The organism is Micromonospora sp. NPDC005215 (genome assembly GCF_040607915.1).
GTDB lineage: Bacteria > Actinomycetota > Actinomycetes > Mycobacteriales > Micromonosporaceae > Micromonospora.
In genome coordinates, this window is record NZ_JBEXHQ010000026.1 from 81,706 (window position 1) to 101,967 (window position 20,262).

General features: G+C 71.6%; 15 protein-coding genes. 3 read left to right on the top strand and 12 right to left on the bottom strand.

The features are described 5' to 3' along the window. Positions 1-6 precede the first annotated feature (6 nt). The 8 genes from rplU to ABZU25_RS20315 all read right to left on the bottom strand — a co-directional run bounded on the left by rplU (position 7) and on the right by ABZU25_RS20315 (position 10,900). Positions 7-321: a 50S ribosomal protein L21 gene (rplU, locus tag ABZU25_RS20280; RefSeq protein WP_007464063.1), complete on the bottom strand. Its 315-nt coding sequence runs from the start codon at positions 319-321 to the stop codon at positions 7-9. 166 nt (positions 322-487) lie between these two features. After that, a complete protein-coding gene (locus ABZU25_RS20285; protein WP_355030898.1) occupies positions 488-979 on the bottom strand; it encodes a hypothetical protein in 492 nt (163 codons plus the stop codon). A gap of 117 nt (positions 980-1,096) precedes the next feature. Beyond that, a complete protein-coding gene (locus ABZU25_RS20290) occupies positions 1,097-4,138 on the bottom strand; it encodes an Rne/Rng family ribonuclease (protein ID WP_355030899.1) in 3,042 nt (1,013 codons plus the stop codon). A gap of 131 nt (positions 4,139-4,269) precedes the next feature. Next, entirely contained in the window at positions 4,270-5,082 is an 813-nt protein-coding gene (locus ABZU25_RS20295) for a TIGR03936 family radical SAM-associated protein (protein WP_355030900.1), read from the bottom strand. Between the two features lie 160 nt (positions 5,083-5,242). Beyond that, positions 5,243-6,661 carry a type VII secretion-associated serine protease mycosin gene (gene mycP, locus ABZU25_RS20300; protein ID WP_355030901.1) on the bottom strand — a complete coding sequence of 473 codons (1,419 nt, stop codon included), beginning with the start codon at positions 6,659-6,661 and terminating at the stop codon, positions 5,243-5,245. A gap of 10 nt (positions 6,662-6,671) precedes the next feature. Further along, positions 6,672-8,144 (bottom strand): hypothetical protein, encoded by a 1,473-nt coding sequence (locus ABZU25_RS20305; RefSeq protein ID WP_355030902.1) that lies wholly within the window; start codon positions 8,142-8,144, stop codon positions 6,672-6,674. Positions 8,145-8,154: 10 nt separating this feature from the next. Further along, the gene (locus tag ABZU25_RS20310; protein WP_355030903.1) at positions 8,155-8,595 is read right to left on the bottom strand and encodes a hypothetical protein; all 441 of its coding nucleotides are present in this window, start codon (positions 8,593-8,595) and stop codon (positions 8,155-8,157) included. Between the two features lie 256 nt (positions 8,596-8,851). Next, a complete protein-coding gene (locus ABZU25_RS20315; RefSeq protein WP_355030904.1) occupies positions 8,852-10,900 on the bottom strand; it encodes a TIGR03960 family B12-binding radical SAM protein in 2,049 nt (682 codons plus the stop codon). A 360-nt stretch (positions 10,901-11,260) separates the two neighbouring features. Between ABZU25_RS20315 and ABZU25_RS20320 the strand changes: the two genes are divergently transcribed. After that, on the top strand, positions 11,261-12,250 hold the full coding sequence (locus ABZU25_RS20320; RefSeq protein ID WP_355030905.1) for a hypothetical protein: 990 nt from the start codon (positions 11,261-11,263) through the stop codon (positions 12,248-12,250). A 76-nt stretch (positions 12,251-12,326) separates the two neighbouring features. Here the strand turns inward: ABZU25_RS20320 and ABZU25_RS20325 are convergent, their stop codons facing one another. From ABZU25_RS20325 to ABZU25_RS20335, 3 genes are all read right to left on the bottom strand, one after another. Then, positions 12,327-13,016 carry a lysophospholipid acyltransferase family protein gene (locus tag ABZU25_RS20325; RefSeq protein WP_355030906.1) on the bottom strand — a complete coding sequence of 230 codons (690 nt, stop codon included), beginning with the start codon at positions 13,014-13,016 and terminating at the stop codon, positions 12,327-12,329. A gap of 104 nt (positions 13,017-13,120) precedes the next feature. Beyond that, on the bottom strand, positions 13,121-16,291 hold the full coding sequence (gene ileS, locus ABZU25_RS20330) for an isoleucine--tRNA ligase (protein ID WP_355030907.1): 3,171 nt from the start codon (positions 16,289-16,291) through the stop codon (positions 13,121-13,123). A 378-nt stretch (positions 16,292-16,669) separates the two neighbouring features. Continuing rightward, complete coding sequence (locus ABZU25_RS20335) at positions 16,670-18,220, bottom strand: alkaline phosphatase D family protein (RefSeq protein WP_355030908.1); 1,551 nt, start codon at positions 18,218-18,220, stop codon at positions 16,670-16,672. 187 nt (positions 18,221-18,407) lie between these two features. On the opposite strand from ABZU25_RS20335, the gene ABZU25_RS20340 reads away from it, so the two are divergent. Together ABZU25_RS20340 and sigJ are read left to right on the top strand one after the other, a co-directional pair. Continuing rightward, positions 18,408-18,848, top strand: a complete 441-nt coding sequence (locus ABZU25_RS20340) for a carboxymuconolactone decarboxylase family protein (RefSeq protein ID WP_355030909.1) — start codon at positions 18,408-18,410, stop codon at positions 18,846-18,848. Then, positions 18,845-19,720 carry an RNA polymerase sigma factor SigJ gene (sigJ, locus tag ABZU25_RS20345; RefSeq protein WP_355030910.1) on the top strand — a complete coding sequence of 292 codons (876 nt, stop codon included), beginning with the start codon at positions 18,845-18,847 and terminating at the stop codon, positions 19,718-19,720. Before ABZU25_RS20340 ends, sigJ begins: the two co-directional genes overlap by 4 nt. 57 nt (positions 19,721-19,777) lie before the next feature. Here sigJ and ndk read toward each other — a convergent pair whose 3' ends face one another. Then, complete coding sequence (gene ndk, locus ABZU25_RS20350) at positions 19,778-20,203, bottom strand: nucleoside-diphosphate kinase (RefSeq protein WP_355030911.1); 426 nt, start codon at positions 20,201-20,203, stop codon at positions 19,778-19,780. Positions 20,204-20,262: the final 59 nt, after the last annotated feature.

Below are 20,262 nucleotides of genomic sequence, written 5' to 3' on the forward strand. Positions count from 1 at the left end.
GACGACCTACTTCCCGCTGGAGATGCCGGTCACCTTGACCTGGGTCAACGGCTGGCGGTGACCCTGGCGCTTGTGGTAGCCGGTCTTGTTCTTGAACTTGTGGATCCGGATCTTCGGGCCCTTGGTGTGCGCGGCGATTTCGCCGGACACCGCGACCTCGGCAAGCTTCGCCGCGTCGGTCACCAGGTCGTCACCGTCGACGAGGAGCACCGCGGTGAGCTTCACCGCGTCACCGGGGGCACCGGTGAGCTTCTCGACCTCGATCACGTCGCCCTCGGCGACCTTGTACTGCTTGCCGCCGGTCTTGACGATCGCGTACATCGGAGGCGGACTCCCTGTCGTTGAGGCTGCTGGCGGTCGTCCCCGCGGCGGCTCGCCGGGTAGCAGTGCACGGCGGCGCGGGCACACGGGAACTCGGCACACCAAAGGTGGGCCGCAGGCAAGAGTACGCCATTGCCGGCCCGGACCCCAAACCGGCCCGCCCTGGTCAGCGCGCGCAGAGCTGGTCGAGGCGCTGCTGGAGCCTGTCGAGTTCGGTCTCGTCGATGGACTCGACGTCGGCGCCGAGCGCTGCCACCTCGGTGCCGAGGTCGGTGAGCAGAGTCTTGAGCTGCGGATCGGTAGCCCGCTCCGACTGCTCCCGCAGCTCGGTGCGCCAGCCGTCCAGCGCCGCCTCGGCCCGCCCCCGGGCGGCCTCGGCCGTGCTGCTGTCCCCGGCGCCCACCGCCGCGACCATCCGGCCCAGCTCCGCCACGTACGTCCGGACGGCGGTGGTGCTGGCCTGCTGGGCGGCGGCACAGACCTGCGTGGCGTCCCCCGCCGCAGCACCACTGGCCGGAGGACCGCTCGGCCCGGAGGCCGGGACACCGGTGGTCACGCCGACCGGGCCGGACTCCACGCCCCCCGGCCGGTCGGCGGAGCAGCCAGCCACGTCGAGGAGCACGGTGACCAGCGCGGTGACGGCGAGCAGACGACGCATCTTCTTCTCCTGACCAGGGACGGCCGATCCTGGGCCGGAGCAGCCGCAACGGCGAGGTCCCTCCCCCGTCACTTTGCCGGGGAAGGGACCTCGCCAAACACTTGGCCGGTCAGGCGGTCAGGGGCGCGTCCGCCGGCGGGCGCCACCCCGGCGTGAACGGCGGCGGCCGGCACCACCCTCGGCGCTGTCCTCGTCGCCCTCACCGTCGGCGAGCGCGTCCGGGTCGTCCGCCGCGGCCAGCCGAGCCGACTCCCCCTGCTGACTGTCGGAGACCGCCGGCGCGGCGGCGGTTTCCGACTCGTAGCGAGACAGGTCGTAGCCCATGGTGTCCTGGTAGTCGACGTCCGGCTCGGCGCTGGTGTCGATGTCGACGACCTCGACCACGGCCCGCTCGGCCGGGGCGTTCTTGCGCGCCCGGCGACGGGCCGACGCGGTGCCCTGCTCGGCGGCCGGAGCGGCGGCCACCGACGAGGCGACCGCCTTGACCTTCTCCCCGGCACCAGCAGCGCGCGCCTTCTCCGGCACCGGCTCGGTGTGCATGATGACGCCCCGACCCTTGCAGCACTCGCAGGTCTCGGTGAACGCCTCCAGCAGGCCCGCGCCGATCCGCTTACGGGTCATCTGCACCAGGCCGAGCGAGGTGATCTCGGTGACCTGGTGCTTGGTGCGATCCCGGCCCAGGCACTCGGTGAGTCGGCGCAGCACCAGCTCACGGTTCGACTCGAGCACCATGTCGATGAAGTCGATCACCACGATGCCGCCGATGTCCCGCAGCCGGAGCTGGCGGACGATCTCCTCCGCCGCCTCCAGGTTGTTACGGGTGACGGTCTCCTCCAGGTTGCCCCCGGAGCCCGTGTACTTGCCGGTGTTGACGTCCACCACCGTCATCGCCTCGGTGCGGTCGATCACCAGCGAGCCGCCGGAGGGCAGGAAGACCTTGCGGTCCAGGCCCTTGATGATCTGCTCGTCGATCCGGTACTCGGCGAAGACGTCGCTCGTGCCCACGTGCCGGCGTACCCGGTCGACCAGATCCGGGGAGACGTGCGACAGGTACGACTCGACCACGTCGTACGACTGCTCGCCCTCGATCACCAGCTCGCGGAAGTCCTCGTTGAACAGGTCCCGGACCACCCGGATGACCAGGTCGGGCTCCCCGTAGAGCAGCGCCGGAGCGCCACCCTCGGCGGCCTTGGCCTGGATGTCCTCCCACTGCGCCTGGAGCCGCTTGACGTCGCGGGCCAGCTCGTCCTCGGTGGCGCCCTCGGCAGCCGTCCGGACGATCACGCCCGCGCCGTCCGGGACCAGCTTCTTGAGCACGTCGCGCAGACGCTTGCGCTCGTTGTCCGGCAGCTTGCGGCTGATCCCGGAGGCGTTGCCGTTGGGCACGTAGACCAGGTGCCGGCCGGAGAGCGCGATATGGCTGGTCAGCCGAGCGCCCTTGTGCCCGATCGGGTCCTTGGTGACCTGGACCAGAACCGAGTCGCCGGAGCGCAGCGCCTGCTCGATCGAGCGGGCCCGCCCTTCCAGGCCGGAGGTGTCCCAGTTGACCTCGCCGGCGTACAGCACCGCGTTGCGACCCCGGCCGACGTCGACGAACGCCGCCTCCATGCTCGGCAGCACGTTCTGCACCTTGCCCAGGTACACGTTGCCGGCCATGGTGCCGGAGGAGTTGCGGGTGACGTAGTGCTCGACCAGCACCCCGTCCTCCAGGACGGCGATCTGGGTACGGTCACCGCGCTGGCGGACCGCCATCACGCGATCGACCGCCTCCCGGCGCGCCAGGAACTCCGACTCGCTGAGAATCGGCGGTCGCGTACGCCGCTGCTCCCGGCCGTCCCGGCGGCGCTGGCGCTTGGCCTCCAGCCGGGTCGAACCGGACACGCCCTGCACCTCGTCGACGGTCCGGCGCGGCTCGCGGATCTTGACCACGGTCGGTACGCCGTCGTCGGCGGCACCCTCCGTGTCGCCTGCGCCCCGGCGACGACGACGCCGGCGGCGACGGGTCAAGCCATCCCCGCCCTCGGCCTCCTCGTCCTCGTCACCCTCGGCCTCGACCTCGACGGCCTCTTCCTCGTCGGCCTGCGCCGTCTCCTCGGAGTCCTCGTCCTCGGCGTCGTCGGCCCCGCCCTTGCCCCGGCCCCGACCCCGACGACCACGCCGGCGGCGACGGCGCGCGGCGGCGCTGTCCTCGTCGTCCTCATCCGCCTCGGCGGCCTCGTCGGCCTCGTCGGTCGGCTCCTCCTCCTCGGCCTCGATCGCCTCGACCGGCTCGACCTCGCGGCGACCACGCCGACGACGGCGGGACGGCTCTGCGGCCTCCTCCACCGCCGGTTCCTCGGCGGCGGGAGCGGGCTCGACCGGCCGGGTCACCGGCACGGCGTCCGGCTGGGGAGCCATGAACAGCACTGTGGGCGCGGAGAGCGCGGCCCGCCGACGACGGGTACGCGGCTGCTCCGGCTCGACCTCGGCCGGCTCAGCGGTCACACCGGGAACGGCGACACCGGGCGACACCTCGCCGGAGCGCTCCTGCCTGCCGCTGGCCCAGGGCAACTCGGCGGCGGTCGCGCTCGGGGTGTCGTTCAGCTCGGCCTCGGCCTCGCGCAGGTCGGACGCCGCTGGTTCCTCGACGGCGACCGGCTCGTCGGCGGGCGGCTCCTCGACCGCGGGCGGCTCCTCGACGGCCGCCGGGGTGGCCTTCTTGCGCCGGGTACGGGTCACCTTGACCGGCGGGACCACGTCGGCCGGGGCCGCCTCCGCGCCGGACGCGACGAGCGGCTCCTCGGCGGTCGTCTCGACGGGGGTGGCCTTGCGACGGCGTCGGGGGGTTTTGGGCGCGACGTCCTGGTCGCCGGAGATCGGGGCGAAGACCTCCGCCTGCGGCGACTCGGCACTGGCGGCCTCGCTGGTGGACGCCTCGGCCGGCGCGTCGGTCTGCTCCGGCTGGCTGAGCGGGGCGGCGCGACGCCGGGTCGCCCGGGTGCGCCGTACCGGCGCGGTGGGCTCGGCGCTCTCCGCGTCGCCGGGGTCCATGGAAGCCGAACCGACTGCCGTGGTGGGGGACGCGACGGTGGCGCCGTCGGCCGTGGTGCTCTGGTCGGCGGTTTCCCCGGCCGGCTGTGAACCGGTCCGTTCGCCGCCCTCGGGCTCGTTCTCGAGCATGGACGTTCTCCAGTTCTGGCTAGCCCGGGCGCGGGTGAGCGCTGCCACGCAGGGTCGCCGCAAAAGTGTTTCCGCCGGGCGCGCGTGGTGCGCGACCGCCGAAGTCTGCCTGCCAGAGCACAAACCGTCGGTCAGTGCCCAACGATGGCTGCCCCGTCGCGGTCCGCATCCAACGGATCCACGATCGCACCCTGCGCGGTCAACGTGCCCTGAGCCAGCCGGGTCACCCTCGGCGAAACCGGCGGCTCCAGGTCGGCCACCACGCGGAGGCCGGAAAGGACGTCATCGGGCCGTACGGACGGGGTGACCTGCCGCACGACCAGTTCGAGTATCGCACACGGTACGGCCGGCGCCCCGGAAGGCGTCGGCGTTGGCGCGAGGACATCGACCGATATCACTGCGGCGCGGGCGTCGAAGGTGCGTCGACCCTGCTTGGTCATCCGCTCCACCAGCACCTCGTCCGCCGCGAGGAAGGCGTCCACCGCCGTGCGGAGCACCGCGGTCTCGACCTCGGGCAACTCGATGTGCCAGTACGACGCCTCGATCCGGTCCGGGAGGTTGCCCCCCTCGGCGATCACGGCGTCCAGGACGTCCAGCCCCGGCGAGAGCGCGGCGTCCAACGCGGCCCGCAGCTGCTCCGGGTCGACCGCTGCCTGGAGAGCGATCTCCAGGTACTCCGCCTCGCTCGCCACCCCGGTGGGCGCGGCGCTGGCGTAGGAGATCTTCGGGTGCGGGTGGAAACCCTGGGAGAAGGCGATCGGCACAGCGGCCCGGCGCAGCGCGCGCTCGAACGCCCGGGCGAAGTCCCGGTGCGAGGTGAACCGCAGCGGTCCGCGCTTGGCATACCTGATCCGGACGCGCTGGACGACCGGTGCCTGGCCGCCCTCGGGTTGAGGCTTCTTGGCGATCGTGGGCTCCTCGGGTGTACCTGCGTGTCCGACCATCCTGGCTCAGCGCCCGCGGCGGTACGCAGCCGGGGCGGCCGGATCGCCCCGACAGACGGGTGCGAACCGACCGGATGGGTCGTGACCACCCGCCCGCGAAGCCTGATGGCCGGCCGGTGACCCCGGAAGGTCACCAGCCGGCCACCACGATCGAGACCGCTTACCGCTGCTGCGGCGGGACGGGCGGCGCCCCACCCGGCGGGCCGTACCCGGGAGGCGGGCCGTAACCGGGAGACGGGGCATACCCGGACGGCGGGGCCTGACCGGGAGGCGCGGCGTACCCGGACGGCGGGGCGTACCCGGGTGGCGGCGGGTAGCCGGGCGGCGGGGCGTAACCCGCGCCCGGTGCCGGGTAGGCGCTGGGCAGCACCTGGTCCAGCGCCTCGTCCGGGATGTCGGCGGCCCGCGCCGCCTCTCGCCGGTACCGTCGGCGGTTCCAGATGAGGAACACCGCCAGCGCCAGCAGCAGCACCAGCACCACGGCGATGCCGATGACCACGACCATGACCTGTTGGTCGGTGGGACCACCACGATCGCCGTGCTGGGTGACGTCGAACTCCTCAGCGGCCTCGGTGCGGACCGGGGCCGGGTCGGTTGCCGCCGCCGGGCCGAGCAGCGGGCTGGCGGTGACCGGCGGTACGTCCGCGGTCAGCGCCTTCATCGGGTCGATCACCCCGAAGCCGTACTGCGGGTCCCGGCCGGCCGGGCCGGCGTCCCGCGCGGTCCGGATGATCCGGTTGATCACGTTCGGGCCGCTGAGGTCCGGATATTTCTCCAAGATCAGCGCGGCCAGAGCGGAGACGATCGCAGTGGAGTCGGAGGTCCCGTCGCCCCAGCCGTAGCCCCCCTCGTTGGTGGCGTTGTAGATGCCATCGCCCGGAGCGGCGATCACCGCCTCCGGCCCCTGGACCGAGCCGGACCAGAACGAGCCGCCCTTGGTCGTCCCGGTCACCGCGATCACCCCGGGGGTGTTGGCCGGATTCACGACGCCGACATCGCCCTTGGCGGTGTTGCCAGCGGAGGCAACCACGACGACGTCGTGGTCCAACGCGTACGTGATCGCGCTCTCCTCCTCCGAGCTGGTAGCGCCCGGCCCACCGACGGACAAGTTGATCACCTTGGCGCCACCGTCGACGGCCATCCGGATGCCGAGGGCGATCGCCGCGTCGCTGTAGGTCCCGGTGCCCTTGCGCATCTTGATCGGCAGGATCTTCGCGCCGGGGGCGATGCCGTCCACTCCGTCGCGGCCACCGCTCCTCGCCGCGATGATGCCGGCCATGTGCGTGCCGTGGCCGTTCTCGTCGGCCCGACCGTCTCCGGAGACGCCGTAGCTGCGAGCGCCGGGAAGCACCTGACCGCGCAGGTCTGGGTGGCTGGCCTCGACACCACTGTCGAGCACGGCCACGACCACGCCCCGCCCAGTCGAGATCTTGTGCACCTGGTCGATCCGGAGCTCGTCCAAATACCACTGCTCGGCCCGCCGAGGCGCGGCGACCGCCGGCTGGGCGGCCCCCACGACCAGGAACCCCGCCAGCAGACAGGCGATCACCGGCCGGAGGCTTCCGACATTCACGTTCATTCGCCCATCCTCACCGCAGGACACCCGGCAACGCCCCGTCACCAGGGCCCCACGGATCGTCATCCTCAGTCAACCAAGACGAGTGCTCGGAGCCGGTGCCGCCGCCAGCACCGTGCCCGGCGCCGCCCGCGCCGCCCATCATGCCGCCCGCCATCCCGGCGCCGCCCATGCCCGCGCCACCACGCGCGCCACCGGCCATCCCGGCGCCGCCCGCGCCAGCACCCGCGGCGGTCCGCAGCGCGTTGGCCGCGCTCGTCATCGGCGGCACCTTTCCGTTGCCGCCACCCACCATGCCGGGGAGGCCGCCCACGCCGATGCCGCCGCCCGCACCCAGGCCACCGCCGGAGCCGATCCCGCCGGCCGAGCCGACGCCGGCCCCACCCCCGAAACCACCGCCGGCGCCGCCGAGACCGGCGCTGCCGACCCCGCCGCCACCGAGGCCGCCGACGCCGCTCGGGCTGGCACCGGCCAGACCACTGCTGTAGCTGTCGTCGCCGGCCGGGTAGCCCGGGTAACCGGACCCGGTTGGTCCGGGCGTGAACCCGCCGGTGCCGCCGGAGGACGGGCCACCGCCGGAACCGGTCGGGGAGAACGGGTCGACAGTGGACGTGGGGCCGCCTCCGCCGCCGATACTCGGTGGCCTACTGCCGATCGAGGGGCCGCCACCGCCGATGCCGGGCCCCCCGCCGAGCTCGCCACCACCGATGTCGGGCCGCCCGCTGGGCGGAACCCGGGGGTCGCGACGAATGTCGTCCCGGAGGTCCTGCTCATCCGGCCCGGCGACGGTGAGCTTGGGACGCTCCGTGTAGACCGCCTGGGGCAGCGGCGACATCGCGGTGGTGGCCGCCTGCTGGTTGTCCCGGTACCAGTTGTCGAGGTGGGACTTGGTGTCCCACCACCCGCCCCGCTTCTGGTCACCCGCCTGGCCGTCGACCTTCATTGTCGCCTCCAGGTCGTCGGCCTTGTCGCGGAACGCGCCATCGGCGTACGACCCGGGGTTGCTCTGGTAGTCCTTGCGCAGGGCGGCGAGGAAGCCCGACGCGCTCTCACCGTCGCGGGCGTCGTCGAGTTCGGTGCCGTTGGGCAGGCTCCACTCGTTGATGCCGAAGTCGTCCATCAGCGGGACCGGGATCGAGGCGACCGCCGTGCGGATGTCCTTCTCGATCCGCGTCAACGCGCCGCTGACGTTCGTCGCGTCGGTGATCAGCTCCTCGACCTGCTTGCCGATCTCGCCGAGGTGCTCGCGGTAGGCGTCGCCACCGCTGCCCTTCCACCCGGCGAGCATCCCGGGCAGGCCGCCGACGTGCGGGCGTTCCTGCCCGGTCGCGACCGGACCGACGAACGAGCGGCCGACGAGCGCGTCCCGCAGCTGTTGCAGGCCGCTGGAGAGGTTGCTCCAGCCCGCTCCGACCGAACCGACCGTCTCCGGGTCGGCGGAGAGCGTCACCTCGCGGACGCACCTCTCCCAGGTTCCTCCAGCCATGACGTCCCCCTCAGGCCGTGTACGGGTAGGTGGGCGTGCCGCCGGCCGCGGGCGGCGGAGCCGCCGATTCGAGCAGCCGCTCGATCTCCTTGCCATTGGCGCCGTTGCGTGCCTCGGTGTCCCGGAACGCCTTGGCGATCTCCTCGGTGCCCTGCTTCAGCGCGGCGAGTTTCTGGGAGAGCGTCTGGAGGTGCGTCTCCATGTTGCCGGTGGACTTGGTCAGCGCCTGCCACTGCATCCGGGCGTCCTCGTACGCGCCGAAGGGAGTGCCGCCCGGGACGGTCTGGGCGGTGTTGCTGTCGCCCTTCATCCGCTCCTTGATGCGCTCCATCTCATAACTGATGGTGTCGTCGACGTACTGCTTCAGTCGATCGACGTACGCCGCCGCGGCGTCCAGGTCCTCGACGCTGACGTGTAGATCGCCGGTGTTCGGCGGCGGGATGGTCCCCATGAGCTTTCTCCCCCGTTCCCGACCCGCCGGGTCGGTCCATGTCAGACGCAGCGTATCGAGTCTGACCAAGTCGGGGCAGCCCCGGTCGCCGCCCTGTCGCGCCGGCCTTCGTCGATGGCGGGGCGGTCCTGGCGGTGGCGCGCTGTGGAACCCGACAAGCGCCGACGGGCCCGCGAGAACGCGGGCCCGTCGGGGTGACGTGTCGAGTGTGGAGAGTAGTGGGCACCGCCGCCGGGCGCTGCCCCGCGCCGGGTGGTCAGGCCGGGTGGTCGCCGGCCGGGACCTTCATGCCGTTGCCGCCCAGCGGGGTGAGCGGCAGCAGCTTCTTGCCGGTCGGGCCGATCTGGATCTCGGTGTCCATCGATGGGCAGACGCCGCAGTCGAAGCAGGGCGTCCACCGGCAGTCGTCCTGCTCGAACTCGCTGACCGAGTCCTGCCAGTCCTGCCAGAGCCAGTCCTTGTCCAGGCCCGAGTCGAGGTGGTCCCAGGGCAGGACCTCAAGCTCCTCGCGCTGCCGCGTGGTGTACCAGTCGAGGTCGACCCCGAACGCGGGCAGCGCCTCGGCCGCCGCGTCCACCCAGCGCTGGTAGGAGAAGTGCTCGCTCCACCCGTCGAACCGGCCGCCGTTCTCCCAGACCTTGCGGATCACCGAACCGACCCGGCGGTCACCCCGGGAGAGCAGCCCTTCGATAAGCGACGGCTCGCCGTCGTGGTAGCGGTAGCCGATGGCCCGACCCAGCGAGCGGTCGGAGTTGATCGCCTGCTTGAGGATCTTGAGGCGGTGGTCGATGACCTCCGGACGCTCCATCGCGGCCCACTGGAACGGGGTGTGCGGCTTCGGCACGAACCCACCGATGGAGACCGTGCAGCGGATGTCCTTGGAGCCGGTGGCGGCCCGACCGGCCCTGATCACCTCGTGCGCCATGTCCGCGATCTCGAGGACGTCCTCGTCGGTCTCGGTGGGCAGGCCACACATGAAGTAGAGCTTCACCTGCCGCCAGCCGTTGGTGTACGCGGTGACGACGGTGCGGATCAGGTCTTCCTTCGTCACCATCTTGTTGATGACCTTGCGGATCCGCTCCGAACCGCCCTCCGGGGCGAAGGTCAGGCCGGTCCGCCGCCCGTTGCGGGACAGCTCCTGCGCGAGGTCGATGTTGAAGGCGTCGACCCGGGTCGACGGCAGCGACAGCGAGACGTTGGTGCCCTCGTACTGCTGGGCGAGGCCCGAGCACATGTCGCCGATCTCGGAGTGGTCCGCCGAGGAGAGCGACAGCAGACCAACCTCGGAGAAGCCGGAGAACTCCAGGCCGTCGCGGACCATCTGCCCGACCGTCGTGATCGACCGCTCCCGCACCGGACGGGTGATCATGCCGGCCTGGCAGAACCGGCAGCCCCGGGTGCAGCCCCGGAAGATCTCCACCGCGTACCGCTCGTGCACCGTCTCGGCCAGCGGGACGAGGGGCTTCTTCGGGTACGGCCAGGCGTCCAGGTCCATCGTCGTGCGCTTGTGCACCCGGAACGGCACATCCGCCCGGTTCGGAACGACCCGCTGGATGCGCCCGTCGGGGAGGTAGTCGACGTCGTAGAAGCGCGGCACGTAGACGCTCTCGGTGCGCGCCAGCCGCAGCAGCAGCTCGTCGCGGCCCCCCGGGGAGCCCTCGGCCTTCCACTCCCGGACGATCGCGGTGATCTCCAGGACCGCTTCCTCGCCGTCGCCGAGCACGGCGGCGTCGATGAAGTCGGCGATCGGCTCCGGGTTGAACGCGGCGTGCCCGCCGGCCACGATCACCGGGTCGGCGTCGGTGCGGTCGGCGGCCAGCATCGGAATGCCGGCCAGGTCGATCGCTGTGAGCATGTTGGTGTAGCCCAGCTCGGTGGAGAAGGAGATGCCGAACACGTCGAAGTCGCGCACCGCCCGGTGCGCGTCGACGGTGAACTGCGGCACGCCGTGCGTGCGCATCAGCGTCTCCAGGTCCGGCCAGACCGCGTACGTCCGCTCGGCGAGGGTGTCGGGCAGCTCGTTGAGCACCTCGTAGAGGATCTGCACGCCCTGGTTGGGCAGGCCCACCTCGTACGCGTCGGGATACATCAGCGCCCAGCGCACTGTCGCGGCAGCCCAGTCCTTGGTCACCGCGCCCAGCTCGCCCCCGACGTACTGGATGGGCTTGGAAACCTGGGGCAGCAGCGGCTCGAGCTGGGACCAGACGGACGGCTCCAGGTCACGGTTCGGCGTCGGAGGCGCCGAGCTGGAGTCGTCGCGAGAGTTGGTCGCGGCCGCGCGCGGCGTCGTGGACGGGGCACTCATGATGCCCAAGGGTACGCGCCCGCCTGGCGGTGGCGACGCGGTACTAACCTCGGACCGGCGCGAGAGGAGATTGCCGCGATGCCCGAGCCCCAGCCGGGAGCACGGCCGGCCGACGGGAGCACCCCGGGCGCGGAGCCGGACCGGGATCCGGCGGCCGCCGATCAGCCGGCCTCCCCACCCGTACCGTCGGACCAGCCTGCACCGTCAGACCAACCGGAACCGTCGGACCAACCGGAACCGTCGGACCAACCGGACTCTCCGGCGCAGCCCGAGACTCCGGATCAACCGGCACCCTCGGATCGGCCCGAGCCGGCCACCACCGCGGAGGTCCCCGCGCCCAGGTGGAGCGGCTCGGCGCCGGTGCCGCCCCCGCTGCCGCGCCGACCCGTCTGGGGCGAGTCGGCCGAGCCGACCCCGCCGCCACCCCTGCCCGTGGGGCCGCCGGAGCACCAGACGCCGGTCGACCCGTGGGCCGGCGTGGACACCGGCGGTTGGGACCTGCCCTCCGCCGAACTGCCGCCGCTGCCCCCACTACCGCCGACGATGCCGCACCCGACGCCGCCGGCGACCCGCCAGTGGTCCGGTCCGCCCGCTCCCCCGGTCGGGTCGCACCCGGTGTCTCCGGCGGCCGTGCCGAGGCCACCACAGGTCACCGGGCCCAGGATGCCGACCCGGCCGACGTCGCCGCCCGCGCCGCAGCCCACGGCGCCGAAGCAGCGCCGGGGCGGGCGATCCGCCACGCCACCCGCGGCGCCACCGGGCTGGCAGGCCCCCAAGGGGTACGTGCCGGTGCCGGTCCGCCGTCGTCGCCGCTGGCCCTGGCTGCTGCTGCTCACCCTGGCCTGCTGCTGCGGCTGCCCCGCCTACTACGGGTTCCCGATCTCAACCCAGTACCCGGTGCAGGCCGCGCTCCCCGCCCAGGTGGACGATCTGAAGCTGCGTCAGGACAGCCGCAGCACGGAGACCGCCCGGCAGTTCGAAAACGAGGTACGGAGGGAGCACTGGCTGGCCGAGAGCACCTTCGCCGGCGTCTACTCCACCTCGGGTGGCAAACAGGTGACGGTCTTCGGGGACACGGGTTTTCGGTTCAGCCCGGAGTCGGACGCGGAGGCCGAGATCAGCCGGCTCACCGAGCGGTACGCGCTGGACGCCGCCGAAAGCGTGGACACCGGTGTGCGGGGCCGGCACGAGCGATGCGCGGTCGGCCGGTCGGACGGCGGTGACGTGGTGGTCTGCACCTCTGTCGATTACGGCAGCATCGCCACCGGGGTGTTCACCCGGCTCTCCGTCACCGACAGTGCCGCCCTGTTGAACACCCTGCGCGCTCAGATCATCCAACCCAAGTCCTGAACGCCGACCCACCCAGCGTTGATCAGGAGGTCTCCCGCCCGCGAGGGCGGTGGACCTCCTGATCGACCGGGTGGGATCAGGCCTCGCGGATCTGGTCCGGGTGGGCGCGCGGCGGGGCGTAGCGGGGGACGTACTCCTGGCCGGTGAGCTTCTGGATCTCGCTCATCATCTCGTCGGTCATCTGCCGCAACGAGGTGCGGTCGGTCGGCCGGCCGGTCAGGTCCATCGGCTTGCCGAACCGAATGGTGATCTTGGCAGCGCCGGGACGGGGCACCCGGGCGCCGATCGGCTGCGCCTTGTCCGTGCCGATCATGCCGACCGGAATGACCGGCACTCCGGTCGTGGTCGCCAGCCGAACCGTGCCGGTCCGCCCCCGGTAGAGCCGGCCGTCCGGCGAACGGGTGCCTTCCGGGTAGACCACCACCAGGTCACCGTTCTTCAGCACCGGGATCGCCGCGTCGAACGCGGACAGCGCGGCCCGACCGCCACCCCGCTCCACCGGGATGGCGCCCAGGCCGGTGAGCACGAACTTGGAGATCGCACCCTTCACACCGGCGCCCTTGAAATACTCCGACTTCGCCCAGAACGCCAGATGCCGGGGCACGACCGTGCCGAGGAACAGCTCGTCGGCCACCGACAGGTGATTGCCGGCGAAGATCGCCCCGCCGCTCTTCGGCACGTTTTCCAGCCCCTCGACGGTCGGGCGGAACGCCAACCGCAGCGTGGGCCCCACAGCGAGCTTGCCGATGGTGTAGAGCAGGGGCACTGGTCCTCCGGCAGATCAGGTGCGAACAGGCGGTGTCACGGTAGCGGACGCCCGCACACCCTCCGGACGGAGGTGGCGCGACGCCCGCTACCCGACGATGGTCCCTACACCCGGCGGACGGAGACCGTCACCCGGTCGCCGTCGCCGACCTCGCCGGCGAAGCCGTCGACGCCCTCGGCGAAGTCCACGGAGTCGGCAAGCACCTCCCCGGACACGAAGTCGAGGTACCCGGCCACCGCCGCGCGTACCTCCTCGGAGGCCGACACCGACACCACGATCCGGTCCGACACGTCCAGGTCGGCGTCCCGGCGAGCCTGCTGCACCACCCGCACCACGTCGCGGGCCAGCCCCTCGGCGGCCAGCTCGGGGGTGACCTCCGTGTCCAGCACCACCACACCCTCACCGCCCGGCAGCGGCGCGGAGTTCTCGGCGTCGGCGGCGACCAGCCGCAGCTCGTACTCACCCTCGGCGAGGGTCACGCCGGCGGCCACCGGGGCGCCGTCGACCAGCTCCCAGTCGCCCGCCTTCACCGCCTTGATCACCTGCTGCACCTGCTTGCCGACCCGCGGACCGAGCGCCCGGGGCACCACCGTCAACACCTGCTCGCAGTACGCGGACAGCTCCGCGCTGAACTCGACGGCCTTCACGTTGACCTCGTCGGTGACCAGGTCGGCGAACGGGCGCAACTGCTCCGCCGCCGGCGAGGCCACTGTCAGCTTGGACAGCGGCAGCCGCACCCGCAGACCCTTGGCCTTGCGCAGCGACAGCGCCGCCGAGGCAACCGCCCGGGTGGCGTCCATCGCGGCGACCAGGTCGTGGTCGGCAGGGAACTCGGTCGCCTCCGGCCAGTCGGTCAGGTGCACCGACCGCGCACCGGTCAGGCCCCGCCAGATCTCCTCCGCGGTCAACGGCGCCAGCGGCGCCACCACCCGGCAGAGCGTCTCCAACACCGTCCAGAGCGTGTCGAACGCGTTGACGTCACCGGACCAGAACCGGTCCCGGGAACGGCGCACGTACCAGTTGGTCAGCGCGTCCAGGAAGGACCGGACGGTGGCGCAGGCGCCGGAGATGTCGTACGCGTCCATCTGCGCGCCGACAGTGGCCACCAGCTCGTTGGTCTTCGCCAGCACGTACCGGTCGAGCAGGTGCGCCGAGTCGGTGCGCCGGCGCGCCTGGTGCCCGTCGGCGTTGGCGTAGAGCGTGAAGAAATACCAGACGTTCCACAACGGCAGCAGCACCTGCCGGACGGCGTCGCGGATACCCGCCTCGGTGACCGCCATGTCGCCGCCGCGCAGCACCGGCGAGGACATCAGCATCCACCGCATCGCGTCCGAGCCGTACGCGTCGAAGACGTGGTAGACGTCCGGGTAGTTGCGCAGGCTCTTGGACATCTTGCGCCCGTCCGAGCCGAGCAGGATGCCGTGGCTCAGGCAGTTGCGGAACGCCGGGCGGTCGAACAGCGCGGTGGCCAGCACGTGCATCGTGTAGAACCAGCCGCGGGTCTGCCCGATGTACTCGACGATGAAGTCACCCGGGTAGTGGTGCTCGAACCAGTCCGCGTTCTCGAACGGGTAGTGCACCTGGGCGAACGGCATCGAGCCGGACTCGAACCAGCAGTCCAGCACCTCCGGCACCCGGCGCATCATCGACTGACCGGTCGGGTCGTCCGGGTTGGGGCGGACCAGGTCGTCCACCGCCGGCCGGTGCAGGTCGGTCAGGCGTACGCCGAAGTCCCGCTCGATGTCGGCCAGCGAGCCGTAGACGTCCAGGCGCGGGTAGTTCGGGTCGTCCGACTTCCACGCCGGGATCGGCGAGCCCCAGAACCGGTTCCGGCTGATCGACCAGTCCCGGGCGTTGGCCAGCCACTTGCCGAACGAGCCGTCCTTGATGTGACCGGGCGTCCAGTTGATCTCCTGGTTCAGCTCGACCATCCGGTCCCGGAACTGCGTCACCGCGACGAACCACGACGACACCGCCTTGTAGACAAGCGGGGTGTCGCAGCGCCAGCAGTGCGGGTACGAGTGGGTGTAGGTGTCCTGCCTGAGCACCACCCCCCGCTCCTTCAGCTCCCGGATCACCGGCTTGTTGACGTCGAAGACCTGCTCACCCTGGTACGGCGGGACCAGCGCGGTGAAGCGGGTGTGGTCGTCGACAGTGACGATGGTGGGGATGCCGGCGGCGTTGCAGACGTTCTGGTCGTCCTCACCGAAGGCCGGGGCGAGGTGCACGATCCCGGTGCCGTCCTCGGTGGTGACGAACTCCGCGCCGAGCACCTGGTACGCGTTGTCGCCGGCCTGCTCGACGAGGAAGTCGTACAGCGGGGTGTAGCGGCGTCCGACCAGGTCCCGGCCGTACACCGTGCCGACCTGCTCGAAGGAGTCCAGCTCCTTGCCGTACGCGGCCAGCCGCGCCGCGCCGACGACGTAACGGTCCCCACTGCGCTCACTGTCGGGGGAACCCCGGTGCTCCAGCACCGCGTACTCGATGTCGGGGCCGACGGCGAGCGCCAGGTTCGACGGCAGGGTCCACGGCGTGGTGGTCCAGACGCCCAGCTTGACGGGCCCGCGCACCAGTTCCGGCGCGGACTCGTCGGCGGTCAGCCCGAACCACACCGACAACGTCGGGTCGTGCCGGTCCCGGTAGACGTCGTCCATCCGGGTCTCGGTGTTCGACAGCGGCGTCTCGCAGCGCCAGCAGTACGCCAGCACCCGGAAGCCCTCGTAGATCAGGCCCTTGTCGTGCAGGGTCTTGAAGGCCCACATGACGCTTTCCATGTAGTCCAGGTCGAGGGTCTTGTAGTCGTTTGTGAAGTCGACCCAGCGGGCCTGCCTGTTGATGTACCGCTCCCAGTCCTGGGTGAACTCCAGCACAGAGGTGCGGCAGGCCTCGTTGAACCGGGCCACGCCCAGATCGATGATCTCGGCCTTGCTGGTGATGCCGAGCTGCTTCTCGGCCACCACCTCGGCGGGCAGGCCGTGGCAGTCCCAGCCGAAGCGCCGCTCGACGTGCCGCCCGCGCATTGTCTGGTAGCGCGGCACCACGTCCTTGACGTACCCGGTGAACAGGTGACCGTAGTGCGGCAGACCGTTGGCGAACGGCGGGCCGTCGTAGAAGACGTACTCGTTCTTGCCGTCGTCGCCGGCGGGCCGGGCCTCGACCGACGCCTCGAAGGTCCGGTCGGCCGTCCAGTGCTCCAGTACCCGGCGCTCGACCGCGGGCAGGTCCGGGCTCGCCGGGACTCCGGCGGCGGTCGGGTCGTGCAACGGATAGGCCATCGGGGGTCGCTCTCCTCATGCAGCTCACTCAACGTGGGTCTGCGAGGACGAACCTTCCGGGGGTACGCCTCGACGGCGCTCCCGGGTGATCCGCGGTACCACCCCGCTTGGCGGTCAGAATCGACCGCCCGCTCATTGACCGGCTGTGACGGGCCGCACCCGTCCGGTTCTACTGGGCCGGTTGCCCGGCTGTTCTTCCGGAGGCTCACCGGTGATGGCCGGGTCATCGCCTTACGGTGCCCAACGATACTCGACCCGCCCACCACCCCGGCCCCATCCCCACCTTGACCCCGTGATCAAGAGGTTTGCGTCATCGAGAGCGCATTTTCTGACGCAAACCTCTTGATCAACACGAGCGGGAGGGGTGCGGGGTGGGGGTTAGGGGGCTGGGAGGGTGGTGGTCCAGAGGGAGGCGCCTTCGCGGTCGCGGAGGTGGACCGTTAGGGCCTCGGACTCGCCGTCGATCTGGACCTCGCCGAAGTGCTGGAAGCCTTCCGCCGGTCCCGTGTTCGCCCGTGGCGGGGCGTGCACGAAGGCCGCCCGCGGCCCGAACGTGCCGTCCAGCGCGTTCGGGCCGAACGCCCCGGCGTGCGCCGGGCCGGAGACGAACTCCCAGAACGGGGTGAAGTCGCCGACCGCCGCCCGGGACGGGTCGTAGTGGTGCGCGGCCGAGTAGTGCACGTCGGCGGTGAGGAAGACCATGCCGGTCACCCCGGCGCGGTGGGTGGCCCGCAGCACCTCGGCGAACTCCAGCTCACGCCCGGCCGGTGCGCCCGGGTCACCCTGCGCGACACCCTCCTGCGCGGTCGGACCGTCCGGCACCACCACCCCGATCGGCAGGTCGTTGGCGATCACCTTCCAGGTCGCCGTGGACCGCTTCAACTCCCGGATCAGCCACTCGCGCTGCTCACGGCCGAGCAGACCGCGCTTCGGGTCGGCGTACGTGTTGCCGTCGTTCGGGTCCTTGTGGGTCCGCATGTCCAGCACGAACACGTCAAGCAGCGGCCCGTGCGAGATCCGCCGGTACAGCGGCCCGTCGTCCGGCACCGGCAGCCACTCGCCGAACGCCTGGCGGGCCCGGGCGGCGAGCACGTCCACCCGCCGCTCGGTGTAGCGCGGGTCGTCCAGGACCTCCCCCGGGTACCAGTTGTTGAGGACCTCGTGGTCGTCCCACTGGTTGATCTGCGGGACCGCCGCGTTGAACGCCCGCAGGTGCTCGTCGATCAGGTTGTACGCGTACTGCCCCCGGTACTCGGTGAGCGTCTCGGCGACCTTGCTCTTCTCCGGCGTCACCACGTTGCGCCAGATCCGCCCGTCGGGCAGGGTCACCGACTCGACAAGCGGGCCGTCGGCGTACACCGTGTCACCGCTGCACAGATAGAAGTCGGGCCGGGCCTCCCGCATCGCCCGGAAGATCGACATCCCACCGAAGTTCGGGTCGATCCCCCAGCCCTGCCCGACGATGTCGCCGGTCCAGACGAACGTCACGTCGCTGCGCCGGTGCCGGCCCGGTGCGGTGGTCAACGTCCCGGTCAGCGGCTCGCTGACCACCCCGTGCCGCTCCAGGCTCTCCACCCGGACCCGGTAGTGCAGCCGCTCGGCGTCCGGCAGCCCCCGCAGCCGGACCTTGCCGGTGAAGTCGCCGTTCGGGGTGAGCACCGGGCCGCGCAGCTTCCGCGCCCCCCGGAAGTCCGGCCGGCGACTCACCTCGACAAGCATCCGGCCCGGCCGGTCGGCCCGGGTCCAGACCAGCGCGGAGTCCGCTGTCACGTCACCGCTCTGCACGCCGTGGGTGAGCACCGGGCGGGCGGCCGGGCGCCAGGCCGGGGCGGCGTTCGCGCCAGCACCGCCCAGCAGGGTGCCGCCGGCAACTCCGGCACCGACCACCAGGCCGGCCCGCAGCAGGGTACGTCGATCAAGCTCGGTCATGCTTCCTCCGGATCATTTGTTGACCCCGTCGGTCTACCGGCCGGAGATGACAGCGATCGGCGATGCGGGTGACGCGGGCCGGAACAGGGGTTGTCCGGACGGCATGACCGGAGTCACAGCCCCGACTGTCACGGCACGCCCCGGCCCAAGCGTCGTGTCGGTGTCCAACCGATCAGGGGAGGTAGTCGTGCAGCGAATGAATCCCGGCGCGGTGGCGCCGAAGGCTTACCAGGCGGTCATGGGGCTGGAGAAGTACGTCCAGTCGAACGTCGACCACACGGTGCTTGAGCTGGTGAAGCTACGAGCTTCGATGATCAACGGGTGCGCGTACTGCGTGGACATGCACAGCCAGGACGCGCTCGCCACTGGTGAGTCGAGCCGACGGCTGTTCGCGGTGGCCACCTGGCGGGAGTCGACGTTCTTCGACGAACGGGAGCGGGCCGCGCTGGACCTCACCGACGCGGTCACCCGGCTCGGCGAGCACGGCGTGCCCGATGAGGTGTGGGACACCGCCGCGAAGGTCTGGTCGGAGAAGGAACTGGCCGACCTCGTCATCGCGATTGCCACAATCAACGTGTGGAATCGGATCGGAGTGACAATGCGGTTGGAGCCTCCGGCCCACGCATGACCACTGAGGCAGCAGACGCGGCCGGTGCGCTCCAGGCGCACCGGCCGATGCTGCTCGGGCTCGCGTACCGCCTGCTCGGCAGCTGGCACGACGCGGAGGACGTGCTCCAGGAGGCGTACCTGCGCTGGCTCGGCGTGGACCGGTCGGCGGTGGAGGAACCGCGCCGGTACCTGTCCCGGGTGGTCACCCGGCTGGCCCTGGACCGGCTGCGGTCCCGGCAGGCGGCCCGCGAGACGTACGTCGGCACCTGGCTACCCGAGCCGGTCCCGACCGCGCCCTCGCCGTTCGGACCGTTGGACCGCGCGGAGTTGCGCGACTCGCTGTCCACCGCGTTGTTGCACGTCCTGGAGCGGCTCACCCCGCCGGAGCGGGCCGTGTACGTCCTGCACACCGCCTTCGACCTGCCGTACACCGAGATCGCCGAGATCCTGGACCGGACCCCGGAGGACTGCCGCCAGCTTCACCACCGGGCGACCACCCGGATCCATCAGGAGCAGCGTCGCTTCACCGCCACCCGGGCCGAACGGGAACGGTTGCTCGACGCGTTCCTCGCCGCCGCCCGCGAGGGTGACCTGGCGACGCTCACCGGCCTTGTCGCGGCGGACGCCACGGCCTGGAACGACGGCGGTGGTCGGGTCCGGGCCGGCCGCAACCCGGTCACCGGCGCGGACCGCATCGCCCGGTTCTACGCCGGGATCTACGGCCCGAACCGCCAGTGGACGATGCGCCGCATGGAGCTGAACGGGGAACCGGCGGCCCTGCTGACAAGTGGCGACGGCAACCGGTACACCCTGACCGTCAGCGCGGCCGACGGCCGGATCACCGGTGTCTACGTGGTCGGCAACCCGGAGAAGCTGCCGCCCACCGGCTGAGCGCCGGCGGTGCGGCCCAGACCAGCCGGGGGAAGGCCCAGACCAGCCCGGGAAAGCTCAGCCCAACTCGGGGAACCAGAGCGCGATCTCGCGCTTGGCGCTGTCCGTCGAGTCGGAGGCGTGCACCAGGTTCTCCCGGTTGGACAGCGACAGGTCGCCCCGGATGGTGCCGGCGGCGGCCCGGCGCCCGTCGGTGGCCCCGACCAGCCCACGGACCACGTCGATGACCTGGTCTCCGGAGAGCACCAGCGCGACAAGTGGACCGCTGGTCATGAAGTCCTTCAGCGGCGGGTAGAACGCCTTGTCGACGTGCTCGGCGTAGTGCTCGTCGGCGAGCGCGGCGTCCATCGTCCGGTGCACCATCGCGTCGATCCGCAGCCCCTTGCGCTCGAAGCGGGAGAGGACCTCGCCGACCAGGCCACGGCGGACCGCGTCGGGCTTGATCAGAACGAGGCTGCGCTCATCCGGACTGTTGCTGGACACGCTGGGTTCCTCCTGTGCACGCTGAACGCTCGGGATCGGTACGGTCAGCGTAGCGACCG